The sequence below is a fragment of the Pseudomonas sp. CFBP 5748 genome, from assembly GCF_053850495.1.
On record NZ_JBSPTN010000007.1, the window covers coordinates 178,719 to 199,305 of the forward strand.

Annotated in this window: 14 protein-coding genes; 11 read left to right on the forward strand and 3 right to left on the reverse strand. The window is 61.5% G+C overall.

Going from position 1 to position 20,587, the window contains the following annotated elements; all coding sequences use genetic code 11:
• Nucleotides 1-34: 34 nt before the first annotated feature.
• Nucleotides 35-1,855 carry a translational GTPase TypA gene (gene typA, locus ACWNZ1_RS17950; RefSeq protein WP_135843249.1) on the forward strand — a complete coding sequence of 607 codons (1,821 nt, stop codon included), beginning with the start codon at nucleotides 35-37 and terminating at the stop codon, nucleotides 1,853-1,855.
• Nucleotides 1,856-2,081: 226 nt separating this feature from the next.
• Here typA and ACWNZ1_RS17955 read toward each other — a convergent pair whose 3' ends face one another.
• Nucleotides 2,082-2,519 carry a YkgJ family cysteine cluster protein gene (locus ACWNZ1_RS17955; RefSeq protein WP_135843250.1) on the reverse strand — a complete coding sequence of 146 codons (438 nt, stop codon included), beginning with the start codon at nucleotides 2,517-2,519 and terminating at the stop codon, nucleotides 2,082-2,084.
• 253 nt (nucleotides 2,520-2,772) lie between these two features.
• Here ACWNZ1_RS17955 and ACWNZ1_RS17960 point away from each other — a divergent pair, with 253 nt between their 5' ends.
• The 5 genes from ACWNZ1_RS17960 to ACWNZ1_RS17980 all read left to right on the forward strand — a co-directional run bounded on the left by ACWNZ1_RS17960 (nucleotide 2,773) and on the right by ACWNZ1_RS17980 (nucleotide 12,346).
• Nucleotides 2,773-5,223, forward strand: a complete 2,451-nt coding sequence (locus ACWNZ1_RS17960) for a glycogen/starch/alpha-glucan phosphorylase (RefSeq protein ID WP_135843251.1) — start codon at nucleotides 2,773-2,775, stop codon at nucleotides 5,221-5,223.
• 289 nt (nucleotides 5,224-5,512) lie between these two features.
• Nucleotides 5,513-9,127 (forward strand): DUF2339 domain-containing protein, encoded by a 3,615-nt coding sequence (locus tag ACWNZ1_RS17965; protein ID WP_256454088.1) that lies wholly within the window; start codon nucleotides 5,513-5,515, stop codon nucleotides 9,125-9,127.
• On the forward strand, nucleotides 9,124-10,494 hold the full coding sequence (locus tag ACWNZ1_RS17970) for a DUF3999 domain-containing protein (RefSeq protein ID WP_135843253.1): 1,371 nt from the start codon (nucleotides 9,124-9,126) through the stop codon (nucleotides 10,492-10,494). The genes ACWNZ1_RS17965 and ACWNZ1_RS17970 overlap by 4 nt, the downstream gene beginning before the upstream one ends.
• A gap of 241 nt (nucleotides 10,495-10,735) precedes the next feature.
• Nucleotides 10,736-11,746: a class 1 fructose-bisphosphatase gene (locus ACWNZ1_RS17975; RefSeq protein ID WP_135843254.1), complete on the forward strand. Its 1,011-nt coding sequence runs from the start codon at nucleotides 10,736-10,738 to the stop codon at nucleotides 11,744-11,746.
• 3 nt (nucleotides 11,747-11,749) lie between these two features.
• Nucleotides 11,750-12,346 (forward strand): DUF924 family protein, encoded by a 597-nt coding sequence (locus ACWNZ1_RS17980; RefSeq protein ID WP_135843255.1) that lies wholly within the window; start codon nucleotides 11,750-11,752, stop codon nucleotides 12,344-12,346.
• Nucleotides 12,347-12,468: 122 nt separating this feature from the next.
• On the opposite strand, the gene ACWNZ1_RS17985 is transcribed toward ACWNZ1_RS17980, so the two are convergent.
• The gene (locus ACWNZ1_RS17985; RefSeq protein ID WP_202879084.1) at nucleotides 12,469-14,361 is read right to left on the reverse strand and encodes a methyl-accepting chemotaxis protein; all 1,893 of its coding nucleotides are present in this window, start codon (nucleotides 14,359-14,361) and stop codon (nucleotides 12,469-12,471) included.
• A 282-nt stretch (nucleotides 14,362-14,643) separates the two neighbouring features.
• On the opposite strand from ACWNZ1_RS17985, the gene ACWNZ1_RS17990 reads away from it, so the two are divergent.
• Together ACWNZ1_RS17990 and ACWNZ1_RS17995 are read left to right on the forward strand one after the other, a co-directional pair.
• Nucleotides 14,644-14,898, forward strand: coding sequence for an outer membrane protein assembly factor BamE (locus ACWNZ1_RS17990; RefSeq protein ID WP_135843257.1), 255 nt, complete (start codon nucleotides 14,644-14,646; stop codon nucleotides 14,896-14,898).
• A gap of 31 nt (nucleotides 14,899-14,929) precedes the next feature.
• Entirely contained in the window at nucleotides 14,930-15,499 is a 570-nt protein-coding gene (locus tag ACWNZ1_RS17995; RefSeq protein WP_135843258.1) for a lipocalin family protein, read from the forward strand.
• Nucleotides 15,500-15,621: 122 nt separating this feature from the next.
• Here the strand turns inward: ACWNZ1_RS17995 and ACWNZ1_RS18000 are convergent, their stop codons facing one another.
• A complete protein-coding gene (locus ACWNZ1_RS18000) occupies nucleotides 15,622-16,986 on the reverse strand; it encodes a formimidoylglutamate deiminase (protein ID WP_280944620.1) in 1,365 nt (454 codons plus the stop codon).
• A gap of 143 nt (nucleotides 16,987-17,129) precedes the next feature.
• Here ACWNZ1_RS18000 and hutC point away from each other — a divergent pair, with 143 nt between their 5' ends.
• From hutC to hutU, 3 genes are all read left to right on the forward strand, one after another.
• A complete protein-coding gene (gene hutC, locus ACWNZ1_RS18005) occupies nucleotides 17,130-17,840 on the forward strand; it encodes a histidine utilization repressor (protein WP_178084291.1) in 711 nt (236 codons plus the stop codon).
• Nucleotides 17,840-18,409 carry a HutD/Ves family protein gene (locus ACWNZ1_RS18010; protein ID WP_135847934.1) on the forward strand — a complete coding sequence of 190 codons (570 nt, stop codon included), beginning with the start codon at nucleotides 17,840-17,842 and terminating at the stop codon, nucleotides 18,407-18,409. Before hutC ends, ACWNZ1_RS18010 begins: the two co-directional genes overlap by 1 nt.
• A gap of 338 nt (nucleotides 18,410-18,747) precedes the next feature.
• Entirely contained in the window at nucleotides 18,748-20,436 is a 1,689-nt protein-coding gene (gene hutU, locus ACWNZ1_RS18015) for a urocanate hydratase (protein WP_265072606.1), read from the forward strand.
• The last annotated feature ends 151 nt before the right edge of the window (nucleotides 20,437-20,587 follow it).

A 20,587-nucleotide genomic window follows, 5' to 3' on the forward strand; every position in this document is an offset into this window, starting at 1 on the left:
TCAGCACACCGAATCCTCTGATCGAGATACACAAGTGATCGAAAATCTACGCAACATCGCCATCATTGCTCACGTTGACCATGGTAAAACCACCCTGGTAGACAAACTCTTGCGTCAATCCGGCACCCTGGAGCGCAACGAGCTCAACGACGAGCGCGTGATGGACTCCAACGACCAGGAAAAAGAGCGCGGTATTACCATCCTGGCGAAAAACACCGCCATCAACTGGAACGGCTACCACATCAACATCGTGGACACCCCGGGCCACGCCGACTTCGGTGGTGAAGTAGAGCGCGTAATGTCGATGGTCGACTCCGTGCTGCTGCTGGTCGACGCCCAGGACGGCCCTATGCCGCAAACCCGCTTCGTGACCAAGAAGGCTTTCGAAGCCGGCCTGCGTCCGATCGTGGTCATCAACAAGGTTGACCGTCCAGGCGCGCGTCCGGACTGGGTTCTGGACCAGATCTTCGACCTGTTCGACAACCTGGGTGCTACCGAAGAACAGCTGGACTTCAAAGTCGTCTACGCCTCGGCCCTGAACGGTATTGCCGGTCTGGACCACACCGCCATGGCTGAAGACATGACCCCGCTGTACCAGTCGATCGTCGACGACGTACCGGCGCCGAAAGTCGACCGTGACGGTCCGTTCCAGATGCAAATCTCGGCACTGGACTACAACAGCTTCCTGGGTGTGATCGGTGTTGGCCGTATCGCTCGTGGTCGCATCAAGCCGAACACGCCGGTCGTGGCTATCGATGCCGACGGCAAGAAGCGTAACGGTCGTATCCTCAAGCTGATGGGTCACCACGGTCTGCACCGTATCGACGTTGAAGAAGCAGCAGCCGGCGACATCGTCTGCATCAGCGGCTTCGAGCAACTGTTCATCTCCGACACCCTGTGCGATCCGATGAACGTCGAAGCGATGAAGCCGTTGACCGTCGACGAGCCAACCGTTTCCATGACCTTCCAGGTCAACGACTCGCCATTCTGCGGTAAAGAAGGCAAGTTCGTGACCAGCCGCAACATCAAGGAGCGCCTGGACAAAGAGCTGCTCTACAACGTTGCCCTGCGCGTTGAAGAAGGCGACTCGGCCGACAAGTTCAAGGTTTCCGGCCGTGGTGAGCTGCACCTCTCGGTACTGATCGAAACCATGCGTCGCGAAGGCTTCGAAATGGGCGTTGGTCGTCCTGAAGTGATCATCCGTATGGTTGATGGCGTCAAGCACGAACCGTACGAAAACGTGACCATCGACCTGCCGGAAGAATCCCAGGGCGCGATCATGGAGCAAATGGGCCTGCGCAAGGGCGACCTGACCAACATGGTTCCGGATGGCAAGGGCCGTGTGCGCCTTGAGTACAACATCCCGGCCCGTGGCCTGATCGGTTTCCGTAACGAGTTCCTGACCCTGACCTCCGGTGGCGGCATCCTGACTTCGATCTTCGATCGTTACGACGTGATGAAGTCCGGCGACATGTCCGGCCGTCAGAACGGTGTTCTGGTATCGGTTGCGACCGGCAAGGCACTGACCTACTCGCTGGAAACCCTGCAAGCCCGTGGCAAGCTGTTCGTTGAACACGGCCAGGACATCTACGAAGGTCAAATCGTCGGCCTGAACAGCCGCGACAACGACCTGGGCGTGAACCCGACCAAAGGCAAGAAGCTCGACAACATGCGTGCTTCGGGCAAAGACGAAACCATCGCCCTGGTTCCGCCGGTCAAGTTCACCCTGGAGCAAGCTCTGGAGTTCGTACAAGAAGACGAACTGTGTGAAGTGACGCCGAAGTCGATTCGCCTGCGTAAGAAAATCCTTGGCGAAAGCGAGCGTACCCGCGCTGCCAAGAAAAGCGGTAACTGAGTTTCGACTTAGTTAGTGGCTGAAAAAAACGCCCCTGATTGTGAGATCAGGGGCGTTTTTTTATGCCTTGAAATTATTGGGTGCCTGATAAGGCCCCTTCGCGAGCAAGCCCGCTCCCACCGTTGATTTTCAGTGGACACAGAATTTGTATCCGCCGTAGATCCATTGTGGGAGCGGGCTTGCTCGCGAAAACGATCGGCCAGACGCCGCAGGAGCTAGGAGTCGATCAGAATTTGTCCAACGTCCGCGGATTGCGCTCGCGCTCCACTTCCTTGGGCTTGTACGCGCAATACCCCGGCCGCGGTCCAACCCTCGGGTGGTTGCGGCAGGTGTCCGGGCGTTTCTCGTAAATGGTGCACAGCCGGCTCTTGCGGTCCAGATAAAGGCAATCGTTGTTGCTCATGCGCTGGAGCGTGAAGATCTCGGACTTCTGGTTGTAGCGTTCGACGATCCCTTCCTTTTGCAGGCGCTTGGCGATGTTCTTCGGCGGGTCGCCCAGTTCGAACTCATCGACAATGCCGATGCGGATCAGGTCCTTGATCTTGACCTCCACCGGCAGCGTGCAGCAGCTCGACACGCAGGAACCGCACATCGGGGCGGAGTACTTGGCCCAGGTATCGAGTCGGTCGAGTTCCGCGGCGGCGATCAGGTTGGGCTTCATCATCAAGGTTTACCAGCGTGCATCAGGGCGCGCGATCATACCGGGACTGGTGAAATTTTGAACGACCATCTGCCGGTTTTTTTTCATCCCCGCCAAAACGCTCCAGGACCGGCACGCCCCCTGCATTCATTCGCCCATAGGGCCGTTCCATGGCGACGATTCTCCGGCGTGGTGGAAAAACCACCGAACCTGCGCCTGTACCGCCTGTCAGACCGACTAGGCTCAGACAATTCCATGCTCGTTCGAGGTCTCATCAATGACTCAAGAACCACTTGTTCGCGAAGCCGAAGTCGCTGCTTTTCGCGATGCTGTGTTGACCAAACTCACTTATGCCGTTGGCAAGGACCCGGATCATGCGTTTGATCACGACTGGTTCGAAGCCATTGCCCTGGCCGCCCGCGACCACATGGTCGAACACTGGATGGATCACACGCGGCAGATCTACCGCAAGGGCCAGAAGCGCGTCTATTACCTCTCCCTGGAATTCCTCATTGGGCGCTTGCTCTATGACAGCCTGAGCAATCTCGGTCTGTTGGACACCGCCCGTGAAGCGTTGACCGAACTGGGCGTGGACCTGGAACGCATTCGCCTGCTCGAGCCGGATGCGGCACTGGGCAATGGCGGCCTCGGCCGGTTGGCGGCGTGTTTCATGGAAAGCATGTCGACCCTGGGCATCGCTGGCCACGGCTACGGCATTCGTTATGAGCATGGTCTGTTTCGTCAGGCCATCGTTGACGGCTGGCAGCAGGAGCAGACCGAGCACTGGCTGGATTTCGGCAACCCGTGGGAGTTTGAACGACCGGAGGTGGTCTACCCGATCGGCTTTGGCGGCGGCGTCGAAACGGTGACTGATGAGGCTGGCAAGACTCGACAAGTCTGGACGCCGGGCGAAACCGTGCGTGCCATCGCCTATGACACCCCGGTGGTGGGGTGGCGTGGTGCCAGCGTCAACACCCTGCGTCTATGGCGCGCCCGGGCTGTGGAAGACCTGCACCTGGAACGCTTCAATGCCGGCGACCATTTGGGTGCGGTGGCAGAAGTGGCCCGTGCCGAAAGTATTTCCCGCGTGCTCTACCCGGCCGACAGCACCGAAGCTGGCCAGGAACTGCGCCTGCGCCAGGAGTATTTCTTCGTCGCCGCCTCGTTGCAGGACTTGCTGCGCCGTCATCGCAACATGCACACCTCAGTGCTGACCCTGGGCGACCACGCGGCGATCCAGCTCAACGACACTCACCCGTCAATCGCCGTGGCCGAGCTGATGCGGCAGTTGGTGGACGTCTATGACGTGGCCTGGGACGCGGCTTGGCAGATCACCCAGGACACGCTGTCCTACACCAACCACACGCTGCTGCCCGAAGCCCTGGAAACCTGGCCAGTCGGGTTGATGGAGCGCATGTTGCCCCGGCACATGCAGATCATTTACCTGATCAACGCCCAGCACATCGATTCGTTGCGGGCCAAGGGCGTGCATGATTTCGACGTGCTGCGCTCGGTTTCGCTGATCGAAGAGGACAACGGTCGTCGGGTGCGCATGGGCAATCTGGCGTTCCTCGGCTCCCACAGCGTCAACGGTGTATCCGCGCTACACACGCAGCTGATGCGCAGCACGGTGTTCTCCGAGATGCACAAGCTCTATCCGGATCGGATCAACAACAAGACCAATGGCATCACCTTCCGCCGCTGGTTGTTCCAGGCCAACGCCGAACTGACCTCGATGATGGTCGACGCCCTCGGCCCGAGCGTGCTCGATAATCCCGAAGAGCGCCTGATCGAACTGGAGCCGTTCGCCGATAAGCCGGCGTTTCGCAAACAGTTCGCCGAGCAGCGGCTGCACAGCAAGAAGGCCCTGGCGTATCTGATCCACGAGCGGCTCGGTATCGCCGTGAACCCGGCGGCGATGTTCGATGTGCAGGTCAAGCGGATCCACGAATACAAGCGCCAGTTGCTCAACCTGATGCACACCGTGGCGCTGTACCAGGCGATTCGCGCCGAGCCGGAAGTGGACTGGGTGCCACGGGTGAAGATCTTCGCCGGCAAGGCCGCTGCCAGTTACCACCAGGCCAAGCTGATCATCAAGTTGACCAACGACATCGCCCGGGTGGTGAACAACGATCCGACTGTACGTGGCCTGCTCAAAGTGGTGTTTCTACCCAACTACAACGTCAGCCTGGCCGAGAGCATTATCCCGGCGGCGGACTTGTCGGAGCAGATCTCCACGGCCGGCTTCGAAGCGTCGGGCACCAGCAACATGAAGTTCGGCCTCAACGGTGCGCTGACCATCGGCACCATGGACGGCGCCAACGTAGAGATGCATGAGCGCGTGGGCGGTGAGCATATGTTCATCTTCGGCCTGACCGCCGAGCAGGTGGAAGCCCGCAAGCAGAACGGTGAGTTCAGCGCCGCGCCGGACATCGCCGCGTCCCATCGCCTCAATGATGTGTTGCAGGCGATTCGTGGCGGGGTGTTCTCGCCGGATGATCCGATGCGCTATACCGGGTTGGTGGATTCGTTGGTGGACTACGACCGCTTCCTGGTCTGCGCCGACTTCGACTCGTACTGGAACGCCCAGGCCAAGGTCGAAGAGCGTTGGCACGACTCCAAGCAATGGTGGCGTTCGGCGGTGCTCAACACCGCACGCATGGGCTGGTTCTCCTCGGATCGGACTATCCGCGAGTACGCCACCGACATCTGGAAGGCCCTGGAGTAGCATTTGCTGTAAGAAATGTGAGCGAAGCCCAACGGCGGTTGGGCTTCGTCGATATACTAAGTGCCAGTTTCGCCGGGTTGTGCGGCGGACTCAGTATTTGGAAACGCACCAATCCAATGTGGGAGCGGGCTTGCTCGCGAATGCGGTGTAACAGTCAACGTTGCTGTGACTGACACTCCGCATTCGCGAGCAAGCCCGCTCCCACAAGGTTTGTGCTGTTCCACTAGACTGATCCAGGCACCGCATCACCCCGGTTATGCCCGCAACGGGCGGCTTAGGGATATCGACTATGCAATGGATTTTGACGCTGTTGGGCCTGGCACTCGGCTGGGTGGTGGATGAGTCGTTCGCCGATGCGCTGATAGGTGCGCTGGTGGGACTTGGCATCGCCCAGGCATTCCGGCTGAGCCGCCTGGCTGTCCAGGCCGCCAAGCAACAGGGCCTTCTGCAGGAGGCGCAGCGTAGCTTGATCGAGCTGCAAGCGCGTCTGACGGTGCTTGAGCGCGGCACCACTGCTGCACCGGGTGATCCGGCGCCAGCGCCTGAAGTCGTCGTCGCCCAGTCACCGAAAGCCGAACCTCGCGTCGAGCCGGAGTTGAGCTGGGAACTGCCGCCTGACCTCGAGCCCGTCTCGGCAATGGCTACGCAAGCCAGTCAGCCCCTGCCCGACGACATCTGGAAACCTCAGCCTGTCGCCTCCAAGCCCGCCGCCCGCAAACCGGCTCGCCCGGAACCGGTGGTTTTTGAGCCCGTAGCTCCTCGTGGCCCGAATCTATTCGACCGCGCCTGGATGGGCGCGCGCAATTGGCTGTTTGGCGGCAACACCGTGCTGCGGGTCGGCGTGGTGCTGTTGTTCCTCGGCCTGGCGTTCCTGCTGCGCTATGCCACTGAAGGCATGGTGGTCCCGATCGAACTGCGTTACGCCGGCGTCGCGGCCAGTGCCTTGGGCCTGCTGGGCCTGGGTTGGTGGCTGCGCCAACGCAACAACAATTATGCGCTGATGCTTCAGGGCACCGGGATCGCGGTGCTGTACTTGACCGTGTTCGCTGCCATGCGCCTGCACCCATTGCTCGACTCCAAGGCCGCCCTGGGCTTGCTGGTGGCCGTCACGGTGTTCTCGGCGATCCTGGCGGTGACCCAGAACGCCTTGGGCCTGGCCGCCGCCGCAGCGTTGGGCGGGTTTGCCGCACCGATCCTGACTTCCACCGGCAGCGGCAACCACGTCGCCCTGTTCAGTTACTTCATCCTGCTCAACGCCGGCATCCTCGCGATTGCCTGGTTCAAGGCCTGGCGCCTGCTCAATCTGATCGGCTTCGTCGGCACCTTCGGCATCGGTTTGGCCTGGGGCCTGCGCTCTTACGCGCCGGAGCTGCTCTGGAGCACCGAGCCGTTCCTGATCCTGTTCTTCCTCATTTACCTGGCGATCGGCTTGCTGTTCACCCGTCGCAAACTGTTGGAAATGAGCGACGCCCCCGAGGACGGCAGCCGCGATGCGTTGTTGCGCTGGTCGACGCGCAAGGGCGATTACGTGGACGGCACGATGCTGTTCGCGCCGCCGCTGGTGGGTTTCGGTTTGCAGTTCGCCTTGGTGCAGCACCTGGAGTTCGCCGCTGCGTTCAGCGCCCTGGCCCTGGGCATGATCTACATGGGCCTGGCCCGCGTGCTGATGGGCGGCCGGGCCTTGCTGCTGGCTGAAACCTGCCTGGCCCTGGGGGTGATTTTTGCCAGCCTGGCGATTCCCTTGGGGCTCGACGCCCGTTGGACCTCGGCAGCCTGGGCCGTGGAGGGCGCGGGGATCTTCTGGTTGGGCCTGCGTCAGCAACGACCCTTCGCCCGGGCCTTTGCCTTGCTGCTGCAACTGGGCTCGGCACTGGCATTCATCAGCGAACTGCGGACCGGCGAGAGCAGCCTGCTCGATGGCCCACCGTTGGGCGCGTTGATGCTCGGCGGCGCCTTGCTCTTCACCTTCTACCAGTTGCGCAAGGCTGCGCCAGAGCTCACCTCGAATTGGGAGCGCCAGGGTTTGCCGGTGCTGGCTGTCCTGGGACTCAGCTTCCTGTATCTGCTGGCGCCGCTGTTTTTCTTCACCCACGGCACCGCTATCGCCTGGGCCCTGGCCGGTTTGGCGACACTGTTTGTTGGCCTGCGCCTGCAATCGCGCAGCTTCCTGTTCACCGCGTTTGCGGTGCAGTTGCTCGGCGGCGCGCTGTTCCTGTTGCGCCTGCAAGGCGCCGAGGGTGACTCGGCGGCGGTGTTCAGTGCCGGCTGGAGCGGTTTGCTCAGTGCTTCCCTGATCGGTCTGGCATTGATTGGCGGTATGTTGCTGGCGGCACGCGATGACATGGTGCGCAACGACGTCCGATTGCTGCGCGGGTTGTCAGTGGTGTTGCTGGCCGGGTTGGTGCTGATCAACCTCGCTGTGCTGTTCGTCCTGCCTTGGCAAACAGCGAGCGGTGTGTGGGCGGCCAGCGGTCTGCTGATCATCTGGTTGAGCCTGTACCTGAAGCAGCGCGTGAGCTTTGTCTTCGGCCTGCTGTTGCAACTGTTGGGCGGTGCGGCGTTCCTCACGGCGGGGCCGGCGCTGCTGGGGCCGCTCAATGCCGAGGATCTGCGGCCCCTGGCCCACAGCGGGTTCTGGACGCCGCTGGTGCTGGGGCTGGCGGCGCTGGTGGGCGCATGGCGATTGCAGCGCGGCCATTCGGCGGCGGTATTTGAAGCCATGAGCTTGCAGCGCCTGTCCGAGATGTTGTTGATCTGGGGAGCCGGTTGGTGGGCGTTGGCGTGGGTCAGCGAAGTGCTGCGCTTTGCCCCGGTGAACCTGCAGGGCAGCTTGCTGCTGCTCGTCGCGGCGATCAGTGTGGCGCTGTGGACTGTCTTGGCACTGCGTTTGAACTGGCCGGCGCTGGGGCTGCTGTGCACCTTGTTGATTCCGGCGGCGGGTTGCGTGCTGGTGGCGACGGGGCACAGCTACTATCACCCGGCGGCGGATTTCGGCTGGCTGGCCTGGCTGGCGGTATTTGGTGTGCACTTTCTCTCTCTCAAGCGCCTGGCACCGATGCTGCCGGCCCAGGCGCGCAGTACCGCCCATGTGCTCGGTTGCTGGTTGCTGATGGCGGTGTTGATGCTGGAGTTGCGTTACGGCCTGCTGTTGTTGTCCGAGCAGTACAACGCCTGGCGCTGGTTGGGCTGGGCGATCCTGCCGAGCCTGTACCTGGTGTTGATGGCCGCGCCGCGTGCCTGGCCATGGCCGATCTCGGCCCAGTCGCGCGAATACCGAGTCTATGCGGCGGCGCCCATGGCGCTGTTGATGCTCGGCTGGTTCTGGCTGACCAACACCTTCAGCGATGGCACCGCGGAGCCACTGCCCTATGTGCCGCTGCTCAATCCCTTGGAGCTGGGCCTGCTGTTCGCCTTGTTCGGTGTCTATGTGTGGGCCCGCAACGCCGTGGCGCAATCGACGAACCGTTGGAGTCGCGTCGGACACATCGCTCAGTTGGTCGCCGGCGTGTCGCTGTTCGCGTTCTTCACCGCCCTGGTGATGCGCAGCGCCCACCAGTGGATGGGGGTGCCGTTCGAGCTGGATGCGTTGCTTGAGTCCATGTTCGTGCAGGCCGGGTTGTCCATCGTCTGGACCCTGATCGCCCTGGGCCTGATGATTGGTGGTCATCTTCGCCATCGCCGTGAAGTGTGGCTGATCGGCGCGGCGTTGATTGCGCTGGTCGTGGCCAAGCTGTTCTTTGTTGAATTGAGTAACCGTGGCGGTCTGGCGCGGATCGTGTCGTTTATCGGCGTGGGTGTACTGTTGCTGGTGGTGGGCTACTTCGCGCCGCTGCCGCCAAAACGCCCGGAAACGGTCGCGCAGCCCGAACCGCCAATGCCTGTCAGTGAGGGAGTGTCATCTTGAGTCGCACGTTGAATCGGATCGGGCTGGGTGTGGTCGGGCTGTGGGTGGCATTGTCGGCAACGGCCCAGGAGCAACCGGCGGACTTTGCCCATCAGGTGCCACTGGCCTTGAGCGGCGAGGGACCGTGGTATCGCCTGCCGTTACCTCTGGACGTACAGCTGCAAGCGCGGCAAACCGACTTGAGCGACCTGCGGGTCTTTAACGCGGCCGGTCAGGCCCAAGCCTACGCGCTGGTTCGTGAGTCGGCGCAGAGCCGGGAAAACCGCACCCTCACCGACGTGAAGTGGTTCCCGCTGTACAACGCCGCCGACGACAGCGAGCGCGCGCCCAGCGTGCGCGTGCAATCGAACGCCAATGGCACGCTGGTGGAAGTCCAGCCGTCCAGTCGGCTTGAGGCGGGAGAGGAGGAACTGCGTGGCTGGTTGCTCGATGCCAGCGCGATCAAGGCGCCGTTGCAGCAGTTGATTCTTGACTGGACCAGCGAACGTGACGGCTTCCAGCGCTTTACCATCGAGGCCAGTGACGACTTACAGCAATGGCAGTCATGGGGCGAAGGCCAGGTGGCGCGCCTGACCTTTGCCGACGAGCGGGTCGAGCAGCATGAAGTGAGCCTGCCGGGGCAACCGGCGCGCTATCTGCGGTTATTGTGGGATTCGCCGTCCTCTGCGCCGGTGCTGACCTCGGCCCAGCTGCAAAGCGCCAGCCGCGAAAGCTTGCCGTTGCCGTTGGTCTGGTCAAAGCCTTTGGCTGGCAGCACCACGAAGGCCGGGGAATACACCTGGCAGCTGCCCATGGGGCTGAATATCGAGCAGGTGCAGGTGGACCTGAGCCAAGCCAACAGCCTGGCGCCGGTGACCTTGGCTGGGCGGCGGGAAAGCAGCCAGCCGTGGCAGCCGCTGGGCAGTGGCTTGTTGTATCGCCTGACCCAGAACGGCCAGGATGTGTTGCAAAACCAACTGCAGCTGTCCGGCCAAACCATTCAGCAATTGAAGCTGACGGTGGACGAGCGGGGCGGCGGCCTGGGTCCAGAAGCCCCGGCCCTGCGCTTTGCCGTGCGCGCGACTCAGGTGGTGTTCCTCGCACGTGGCGACGGGCCCTACAGTCTGGCGCTGGGCAGCGCGACGGTGAAAACCGCCAGTTTGCCCTTGACGACGCTGGTGCCCGATTACAAACCGTCACGCCTGGCGGCGCTGGGTACGGCGACGGTGAATGGGGTGGCAACTGCGACACCGGTTACCGCAACCACACCTGCGACCGTCGAGACCAACTGGAAAAAAATCGGTTTGTGGGCGGTGCTGCTGCTCAGTGTGCTGTTCCTCGCGGCGATGGCGTTCAGCTTGTTGCGCAAGCCGCCAGTCAAATCCTGAAAGTGGGGCACACCGATAAACCGAGTTGCCTATTTCGCGAGCAAGCCCGCTCCCACATTGGAATGCGTACTCCTGTGGGAGCGGGCTTGCTCGCGAAAGCGATCTCCCTGGCGCCCAAAATCCACAAGCAACCACCACTGCGTGAACTCAATCCCCTATATCCCGTCTCATAGGAGGAATTAAGTCCCGACTCGCGCTAAACTGCGCTGGTTTTTCCGCCCCCTATTCTTCGGAGCCGTCCATGTCCCGCGTTACCTTGAGTCGCTATTTGATTGAGCAGACCCGTAGCAACAACACCCCTGCCGATCTGCGCTTTTTGATCGAAGTGGTGGCGCGTGCGTGCAAGGAGATCAGCCACGCCGTCTCCAAAGGCGCACTGGGTGGTGTCCTGGGCAGCATGGGCACTGAAAACGTGCAGGGCGAAGTGCAGAAGAAGCTCGACGTGCTTTCCAACGAAATCCTGCTCGAAGCCAACGAGTGGGGCGGTCACCTGGCCGGCATGGCCTCCGAGGAAATGGACAACGCCTACCAGATCCCGGGCAAATACCCCAAGGGTGCCTACCTGCTGGTGTTCGACCCACTGGACGGTTCGTCGAACATCGATATCAACGCGCCGGTCGGCACCATCTTCTCGGTACTGCGTTGCCCGAACGAATACCTGAGCCAGAACGAAGCCTTGAATGAAAAGGCTTTCCTGCAGCCAGGCACCGAGCAGGTAGCCGCCGGTTATGCCATCTACGGTCCTCAGACCATGCTGGTGCTGACCCTGGGCGACGGCGTCAAAGGCTTCACCCTGGACCGTGAGATGGGCAGCTTCGTACTGACCCACGAAGACATCACCATTCCTGAAACCACCCAGGAATTCGCCATCAACATGTCCAACCAGCGGCACTGGGAAGCTCCGGTACAGCGCTACGTCGCCGAGCTGCTGGCAGGTGAAGAAGGCCCGCTGAAAAAGAACTACAACATGCGTTGGGTCGCCGCGATGGTCGCGGACGTGCACCGCATCCTGACCCGTGGCGGTTTGTTCATGTACCCGCGCGATAGCCGCGAACCGTCCAAGCCGGGCAAGCTGCGCCTGATGTACGAAGCCAACCCGATGTCGTTCCTGGTGGAGCAGGCGGGTGGCGCGTCCACTGACGGTCACCAGCGCATCCTCGACATCCAGCCTGAAGGCCTGCACCAGCGCGTGGCCGTGTTTCTCGGTTCGAAGGAAGAAGTCGCCCGCGCGACGGCCTATCACAAGGAATAAACCATGGCGCAGCCTTGGCAGCCGTTGCTCGATTGGTGGTTTGGTTCAGCCGACACGCCAGACGAAATAGCCGCTGACAAGGGCAAGCTGTGGTTTGGCAAACGCCATGATCGCCAGGCGCAGGAGCGCTTCGGCGATCAGGTTGAGCAAGCACGGGCCGGCGGATTGACCGACTGGGCGCAACGCCCAGAAGGTTGGCTGGCCCTGGTGCTGCTGCTTGATCAACTCCCGCGAATGATCTTTCGCGACACGCCCAAGGCCTTTTCCGGTGACCTGCGAGCCCAAGCGCTGGTGGCCCAGGGCATGGCGGCGGGTTTCGACCGGCAACTCAAACCGATCCAGCGTGTATTCATCTACCTGGTGCTCGAGCACTGCGAAAACCTGGCGGTGCAGAACGAGGCCGTGTCGCGGTTCATCGACTTGGTTCGCGAGCAGCCTGAAGCGGATCGAGCGGTGTTTGAAGACAACCTGGATTATGCCGAGCGGCATCAGAAGATCATTGCGCGGTTTGGGCGCTTTCCCCACCGCAATGCGGTGTTGGGGCGCGAGTCTACGGCTGAGGAAATCGAGTTCTTGAACAGGCCTGGGTCCAGGTTCTGAATTTTCTGCGAGGCTGATGCCGTCTTCGCGAGCAAGCCCGCTCCCACAGTCGATCGTGTTTCCCTGACGGGGCTCGGTCAACTGTGGGAGCGGGCTTGCTCGCGAAAGGGCCCTTGAGAGCGTTAGATCCGGAAGCTACCCACCAACTGCTTCAAGCGCGCCGCCTGCTGTTCAAGGTCGGCACAGGCGCGCAATGTCGCTTGCAGGTTTTCCACGCCTTCCTGGTTCAGGGTATTGATCTCGGTGATGTCGACGTTGATCGATTCCACCACGGCGGTCTGCTCTTCGGTGGCGGTGGCCACGGACTGGTTCATGCCGTCGATTTCGCCGATGCGCTGGGTCACGCTGCCCAGGCGTTCGCCGGCCTGGTTGGCGATGCCGACGCTGCTTTCGCTCTGGCGCTGGCTGTCGGTCATGGTCAGCACCGCTTCCCGGGCACCGACTTGCAGCTCTTCGATCATCTTCTGCACTTGCTGCGCCGAATCCTGGGTGCGGTGGGCGAGGTTGCGCACTTCATCGGCTACCACCGCGAAGCCGCGTCCGGCTTCACCGGCCCGGGCGGCCTCGATGGCGGCGTTCAGGGCGAGCAGGTTGGTCTGCTGGGAAATGCTGGTGATCACCTCCAGGATCTGACCGATGTTCACCGTGTTGCTGTTCAGGGTTTCGACGTTGCCGCACGAATCGCTGATCTTGGCCGACAGCTGCTGCATGGCGGCGATGGTTTTATCCACCACTTGCTGACCGTCTTCGGCCAGGCTGCGGGCATCGCTGGAGTGCTGGGAGGCAAGGGCGGCGTTCTGGGCGATTTCCTGGGCGGCGGCGCCGAGTTGGTTGATGGCCGCGGCCACGCTGCTGGTGCGCGACGCTTGCTGGTCGGAGTTGTACATCGACGAGTTGGACGCACTGACCACGCGCAGGGCAACTTCGTTGACCTGGCCGGTGGCCGAGGCCACTTCACGAATCGAGGTATGGATACGCTCGACAAAGCGGTTGAAGGAAGTGCCCAGGGCACCGAATTCGTCGTGGCCGTGAATGACCAGGCGCCGGGTCAGGTCGCCTTCGCCTTCGGCGATGTCATGCATGGCGCGACCCATGGTCAGCAGCGGTTGCATCAGCACGCGGATCAGCATGCCCAGCAGGGCAATGATGAACACCACGGCAATGGTCATGGCGATCAGTGCCGAGGTACGGAACTCGCTGAGCATCGCCAGGGCGGTGTCCTTGTCGAGCACCAGCGCCACGTACCAATCGGCGCCCGGCACGCCGTTGACGCGGGTGAAGGAGATGAATTGGGTCTTGCCGTCGAGATCGACTTCCTTCACGCCCGGGCTGATTTGCGGTGCGCCGTTGGGGTAGGCCTCGGCCAGGGTTTTGAGCACGCGCTTGCTGTCAGGGTGGATTAGGATCTTGCCGTCGGCGCTGACGATGAACGCATGGCCGTGGCCACCGAAGTTCAGCGAGTTGATGATGGCGCTGACGCTCGACAGGTCGATGTCCGCACCGGCCACGCCGATCATTTGGTTCTGGTGTTGTACCGGCGTGGCGACGGTGATCACCAGTTTGCCCGACGAGGCGGCAATGTAGGGTTCGGTCACGATGGCTTGCTGTGCGCTGTTGGCGGCCTTGTACCAGCCACGGGCACGCGGGTCGTAATCGGCGGCGCGATTGCCGGCTGGTACCGAGAACATCACGCCATCGGTGCCACCGAAATAGCTGAGCTGAAAGTTGCTGGTGTACACCGGCAGGCCCACGGCGCGTTTGAGGCTGTCGGCACTGCTACCGTCTACGGCGATCTGCTGGGCCAGCGATTGCAGCAGTTGGATACGGCCTTCGACCCACGTCTGAATGTTACGGCTGGTCAGGCTGCCGAGCTCCTGCATGGAGGTCTCGGTGCTGGCGTGCAGGCTCTGGCGCTGACGGTAGTCGTTGAACAGGATGAAACAGGCGAATGCAACGGCCACCACAAGAGCGGCAGCCAGGAGGATTTTGTGGCTGAATTTCATGTTTCTGGTCATTAAGAGCGCTACCGCACAGGAGCTGGTCAGGAAGGGGGGCAATTTGCCATAACGCAGGGCTTTGCGCTGTTCTTTTTATCGGCCTGGAAGTGCCAGAGATCAGCGATCGGCGGGGTAATCCCGACGAAATGCACGACGCCGTCACAAACTGATTGATTTACCGACGAAATACCGTCCTGGGGCCCAATAAATACTAGGGCTGTCGGGGAACCAGATAGGGGTTTTCTCTTCTAAGCTTCTGGTTGGCACCCAGCCACCCCCTTCCGTTCCAGGAGTTACACCATGTCGCTGCGATCTATTGCCTTGTTGTGTGTGTGCGTCGTGTTGACTGCATGCAGCAAGGTTAACCAGGAAAACTATTCGAAGCTGTCAGCCGGGATGCCCAAGGCAGAAGTCGAAACGTTACTGGGTAAACCGACCGATTGTTCGGGCGCGCTCGGCATGTCCAGTTGCACCTGGGGCGACCAGAAAAGCTTTATCAGCGTGCAGTACGCCGGTGACAAAGTGTTGATGTTTTCCGGCCAAGGCCTGAAGTAAACCGGGGCCAAGCGCCCGCGGGAGAAAAATAATGATGCGGTTAGTGTTAGTGCTTTTAGCTGGCCTGGTCTTGGCTGGCTGTGCCACTTCTGGCGAAGATCCGTTGGCACCCAAGACGGTCAGCAGCGTCAACCTCAAGCGTTACCAAGGGACCTGGTACGAGTTGGCCCGCCTGCCCATGTATTTCCAGCGCAACTGCGCGCAATCCGAAGCTCATTACACCCTCAAGCCTGACGGCGACGTGGGTGTCCTCAATCGCTGCCTGACTTCGGACTGGCAGTGGGAAGAGGCCCGCGGTACCGCTACGCCACAAGTACCGGGCAAGACCGACAAGCTCTGGGTCGAGTTCGACAACTGGTTTTCGCGGATCGTGCCGGGTGTGGCAAAAGGGCAATACTGGGTGCTGTACGTCAGCGACGACTACAAGACCGCCATTGTCGGCGACCCGAGCCGCCGCTACATGTGGTTGCTGTCCCGCACACCGACCGTCAATAGCGTCGTGCGCGAAGAACTGCTGAGCATGGCGCGTCAGCAGGGCTATGACACGACACGCTTGATCTGGCGAGCGTCGGATCGGCAGATGGCCAAGACTTCGGACTGACTGTCTGCAAATACTCAATGTGGGAGCGGGATTGCTCGCGAAGGCGGTGTATCAGCCGACATAATCGTTTGCTGAAAAACCGCCTTCGCGAGCAAGCCCGCTCCCACACTTTTTTATCTGCGTCAGCCTAAGAGCTCGCGCAAGACCTGGGTAAACGCTCGGGCGCTTTCTTCTTCCCCGGCATGACGTCCGTCGCGCACCACCCACCGTCCGCCGACCATCACGTCGCGCACCTGGCGATCCCCACCGGCAAACAGCCAGCGATTGAGGATCCCGTCGCCCTGTGCCGTGGCCAGGTACGGATCGTTGCCATCGAGCACCAGCCAGTCGGCGCGCTTGCCGATTTCGAGGGCGCCGACCGGTTGGCCCAGGGCTTGGGCGCCACCCTCCAAAGCAGCATCAAACAAGGTGCGACCGACCATCGGCTGGTCTGCCCGATACATGCGGTTGCGCCGTTGATCCCGCAGGCGCTGGCCGTACTCCAGCCAGCGCAACTCTTCGACCACGCTCAACGACACATGACTGTCGGAGCCGATCCCCAGGCGCCCGCCCTGGGCGAGGAAATCCACGGCCGGGAAAATCCCGTCGCCCAGGTTGGCTTCGGTGGTCAGGCACAGGCCGGCGATTGCCCGGCTCTTGGCCATGAGGCTGACTTCCTGGGCGTTGGCGTGGGTGGCGTGGACCAGGCACCAGCGCTGATCCACTTCGGTGTTTTCGTACAGCCATTGCAGCGGACGAGCGCCGCTCCAGCTCAGGCAGTCGTCGACTTCCTTCTGCTGCTCGGCGATGTGGATGTGCACCGGGCAGTGACGGTCGCTCGCGGCCAGCACTTCCTGGATCTGGCCAGGTGTCACGGCGCGCAGCGAGTGAAAACACAAACCCAGCGCCTGAGCCGGTTGTTTGGCCAGGATCGGCTGCAGGCGCGCTTGAAGTTTCAGGTAGTTTTCGCTGCTGTTGATGAAACGACGCTGCCCGTCATTGGGCGCCTGGCCGCCAAAACCGGAATGACTGTAGAGCACCGGCAGCAGCGTCAGGCCGATGCCGGCGGCGCTGGCGGCGTGGCTGATGCGCAAGGCCAGTTCCGCCGGGTCGGCATAAGGCGCGCCGTCGATGTCATGGTGCACATAGTGGAACTCGGCAACCGAGGTGTAACCGGCCTTGAGCATTTCAATGTAGAGCTGTCGGGCGATGATGCCGAGTTGATCGGGGCTGATTTTTCCGACGAGGCGATACATCAAGTCGCGCCAGGTCCAGAAGCTGTCGTTGGGATTTCCCGCCACTTCCGCCAACCCGGCCATGGCCCGTTGGAAGGCGTGAGAGTGCAGGTTCGGCATGCCCGGCAGCAGCGGACCGCCCAGCCGTTCGGCGCCGTCTGCGTGAGCGTCGGCCTGGAGATGGGTCAGGACGCCCTCGGCGTTGACCTCAAGACGTACATCATTGGCCCATCCACTAGGCAGCAGCGCGCGTTCGGCAAAGAAGGCGGACATGGTTCAACCTCATCGTGCGTAATTTGTATATACATATACAGACGTTTGCCTGGCCGGTAAACTCCGGCAAGCTAGCACCTTCATTTGCAGAACAAGGAACCGCCGTGCCGACTCCGCCTGCCAAACCGCCGCTGGCTGCAAACATGGGTGACAGTCCGGCGCCCTTGTACGCCCGCGTCAAACAGATGATTACCCAGCAGATCGACAGTGGAAACTGGCCGCCGCATTACCGCGTGCCGTCGGAAAGCGAGCTGGTCAGCCAACTGGGCTTCAGCCGCATGACCATCAACCGTGCCCTGCGGGAAATGACCGCTGATGGCCTGTTGGTGCGCATGCAGGGCGTCGGCACGTTCGTGGCCGAACCCAAGAGCCAGTCGGCATTGTTCGAAGTGCATAACATCGCCGACGAGATCGCCTCCCGTGGCCATCGCCACACTTGCCAGGTCATTACCCTGGAAGAAGAGGCCGCCGGTTCCGAGCGCGCCCTGGCCCTGGACATGCGCGAAGGGCAGAAGGTGTTCCACTCGTTGATCGTGCATTTTGAAAACGATATCCCCGTGCAAATCGAGGACCGTTTTGTCAACGCAATGGTGGCGCCTGAATACCTCAAGCAAGATTTCACCCTGCAAACCCCCTACGCCTATTTGAACCAGGTCGCGCCGCTGACCGAAGGCGAGCATGTGGTCGAAGCGATCCTTGCCGAACCGAGCGAGTGCAAGCTGCTGCAGATCGAACGGGGCGAGCCGTGCCTGTTGATCCGTCGCCGCACCTGGTCCGGGCGCCAGCCGGTGACTGCCGCGCGCCTGATTCACCCGGGTTCGCGTCATAGTCTGGAAGGGCGGTTTCATAAATGATGAGTCAGATCAAAGTCCTCCGTGCCGCAGACTATCCCCGCATGCCTTGGAAGAATGGCGGCGGCAGCACCGAGGAAATCACCCGTGATGCCGGCACTGGCCTGGAAGGTTTCGGCTGGCGCCTGTCGATTGCCGATATCGCTGAGTCAGGCGGTTTTTCCACCTTCGCCGGTTACGAGCGGATCATCAGCGTCCTGCAAGGTGATGGCATGACGTTGAGCGTCGATGGCCAGGCCACGCGACCTTTGCATCCGCTGGACCCCTTTGCGTTCAGCGGTGAGAGCCATGTCCATTGCACGCTGCTGGGCGGGCCGATTCGCGACTTCAACCTGATCTATGCGCCGCAGCGTTACCGCGCGCGGTTGCAATGGATGACTGGCGAGCAGCGGTTTTTCAGCGAGGCGGGGACGGTGCTGGTGTTCAGCGCGGACCCAGGATTGGCGATCAAGATTGGCGAGTCCATCGCCGACTTGGGTCTCTACGACTGTTTGCAACTGAGCGGTAACACCGGGTTGCTGGACGTCTCTATCCACGGGCAATGCTGTGTGATCGAGCTGACTGCCCGCTAAGGCGCCCTGCGATAGCGCTTGTTCCTTCGATGTGCACCAACTTGTTACCGAATGCCCCAGCGTGGCGCAATACCACGCTTTTGTGCCCTCCGATTTTCCCCTGAAAAACCCTCTTCAAAAATTTCATGCAGCTCGGCAGCCCTTAAATCACAAGGCGTTCAGCCAAATCCCCAACCGTTCCTAAACATCGATTTCAATAAGTTGGCCGCTTGATTGCATATGCTTGTACATACAAGTAAAGACGTATGCGTATGAGTCACCGATATTCAACGCAACGTTCGCTGAATCGCTGCCCACTGCCCGGGCTGGTCTGGATTGATCGCTGAGGAGTTTTTGCTGTGACCGACGCTACCCGCAAACCTGAAAAGTACCGTGACGTTGAAATTCGCGCCCCCCGCGGTAACACGCTGACCGCCAAGAGCTGGCTGACCGAAGCGCCGCTGCGCATGTTGATGAACAACCTCGACCCGGAAGTGGCGGAGAACCCAAAGGAGCTGGTGGTCTACGGCGGCATCGGTCGCGCGGCGCGTAACTGGGAGTGCTACGACAAGATCGTCGAAAGCCTGACCAATCTGAATGACGACGAAACCTTGCTGGTGCAATCCGGCAAGCCGGTGGGCGTGTTCAAGACCCACAGCAACGCGCCTCGCGTACTGATCGCCAACTCCAACCTGGTGCCGCACTGGGCCACTTGGGAACACTTCAACGAACTCGACGCCAAGGGTCTGGCCATGTACGGCCAGATGACCGCCGGCAGCTGGATCTACATCGGCAGCCAGGGCATCGTGCAAGGCACTTATGAAACCTTCGTCGAGGCCGGTCGCCAGCACTACAACGATGACCTGAAAGGCAAGTGGGTCCTGACCGCCGGCCTGGGTGGCATGGGCGGTGCGCAACCGTTGGCCGCGACCCTGGCCGGTGCTTGCTCGCTGAACATCGAGTGCCAGCAGGTGAGTATCGATTTCCGTCTCAAGACCCGCTACGTCGATGAGCAGGCCACTGACCTGGACGATGCCCTGGCCCGTATTGCGAAATACACCGCAGAAGGCAAGGCGATTTCCATCGCGCTGTGTGGGAACGCTGCCGAAATCCTGCCGGAAATGGTCCGTCGCGGTGTGCGTCCAGACATGGTCACCGACCAGACCAGCGCCCACGATCCCCTCAACGGTTACCTGCCGGCCGGTTGGACCTGGGACCAATACCGTGCCCGCGCCAAGACCGAGCCGGCTGCCGTGGTCAAGGCCGCCAAGCAATCGATGGCCGTCCACGTGAAGGCCATGTTGGACTTCCAGAAAATGGGCGTGCCGACTTTTGACTATGGCAACAACATTCGCCAGATGGCCCAGGAAGAGGGCGTCGAAAATGCCTTCGACTTCCCTGGTTTCGTGCCGGCTTACATCCGTCCCCTGTTCTGCCGCGGCGTCGGCCCGTTCCGCTGGGCCGCGCTGTCGGGTGATCCGCAGGACATCTACAAGACCGACGCCAAGGTCAAGGAACTGATCCCCGACGACGCCCACCTGCACAACTGGCTGGACATGGCGCGCGAGCGCATCAGCTTCCAGGGTCTGCCGGCACGTATCTGCTGGGTCGGCCTGGGCCAGCGCGCCAAGCTGGGCTTGGCGTTCAACGAAATGGTGCGCAGCGGCGAATTGTCCGCCCCGATCGTGATCGGCCGCGACCACTTGGATTCCGGTTCCGTGGCCAGCCCCAACCGTGAAACCGAATCCATGCAGGACGGTTCCGATGCGGTCTCTGACTGGCCGCTGCTCAACGCCTTGCTCAATACCGCCAGCGGCGCGACCTGGGTGTCGCTGCACCACGGTGGCGGCGTCGGCATGGGCTTCTCCCAGCACTCGGGCATGGTGATTGTCTGCGACGGCACCGATGAAGCGGCTGAGCGTATCGCCCGCGTGCTGCACAACGACCCAGGCACTGGCGTGATGCGCCATGCCGATGCGGGTTACCAGATCGCTATCGATTGCGCGAAAGAGCAGGGGCTGAATCTGCCGATGATCACTGGCAAATAATGCAAGTTCCCGTGTGGGAGCGGGCTTGCTCGCGAAGGCGGCTTTATATCCAACACATGTGTTGAATGATGCACCGCGTTCGCGAGCACGCCCGTTTCCACAGGGAAGCAGCTCTACAGTAAACCCCAGAACAATCCATTGAGGTTGAACC

What these genes read in the sequence shown, in the direction of transcription:
- ACWNZ1_RS17955 (WP_135843250.1), bottom strand. Translation starts at nt 2,519, where the DNA reads ATGATGAAGCCCAACCTGATCGCCGCCGCGGAACTCGACCGACTCGAT.
- ACWNZ1_RS17960 (WP_135843251.1), top strand. Translation starts at nt 2,773, where the DNA reads ATGACTCAAGAACCACTTGTTCGCGAAGCCGAAGTCGCTGCTTTTCGC.
- ACWNZ1_RS17965 (WP_256454088.1), top strand. Translation starts at nt 5,513, where the DNA reads ATGCAATGGATTTTGACGCTGTTGGGCCTGGCACTCGGCTGGGTGGTG.
- ACWNZ1_RS17975 (WP_135843254.1), top strand. Translation starts at nt 10,736, where the DNA reads ATGTCCCGCGTTACCTTGAGTCGCTATTTGATTGAGCAGACCCGTAGC.
- ACWNZ1_RS17980 (WP_135843255.1), top strand. Translation starts at nt 11,750, where the DNA reads ATGGCGCAGCCTTGGCAGCCGTTGCTCGATTGGTGGTTTGGTTCAGCC.
- ACWNZ1_RS17985 (WP_202879084.1), bottom strand. Translation starts at nt 14,361, where the DNA reads ATGACCAGAAACATGAAATTCAGCCACAAAATCCTCCTGGCTGCCGCT.
- ACWNZ1_RS17990 (WP_135843257.1), top strand. Translation starts at nt 14,644, where the DNA reads ATGTCGCTGCGATCTATTGCCTTGTTGTGTGTGTGCGTCGTGTTGACT.
- ACWNZ1_RS17995 (WP_135843258.1), top strand. Translation starts at nt 14,930, where the DNA reads ATGATGCGGTTAGTGTTAGTGCTTTTAGCTGGCCTGGTCTTGGCTGGC.
- ACWNZ1_RS18000 (WP_280944620.1), bottom strand. Translation starts at nt 16,986, where the DNA reads ATGTCCGCCTTCTTTGCCGAACGCGCGCTGCTGCCTAGTGGATGGGCC.
- hutC (WP_178084291.1), top strand. Translation starts at nt 17,130, where the DNA reads ATGGGTGACAGTCCGGCGCCCTTGTACGCCCGCGTCAAACAGATGATT.
- ACWNZ1_RS18010 (WP_135847934.1), top strand. Translation starts at nt 17,840, where the DNA reads ATGAGTCAGATCAAAGTCCTCCGTGCCGCAGACTATCCCCGCATGCCT.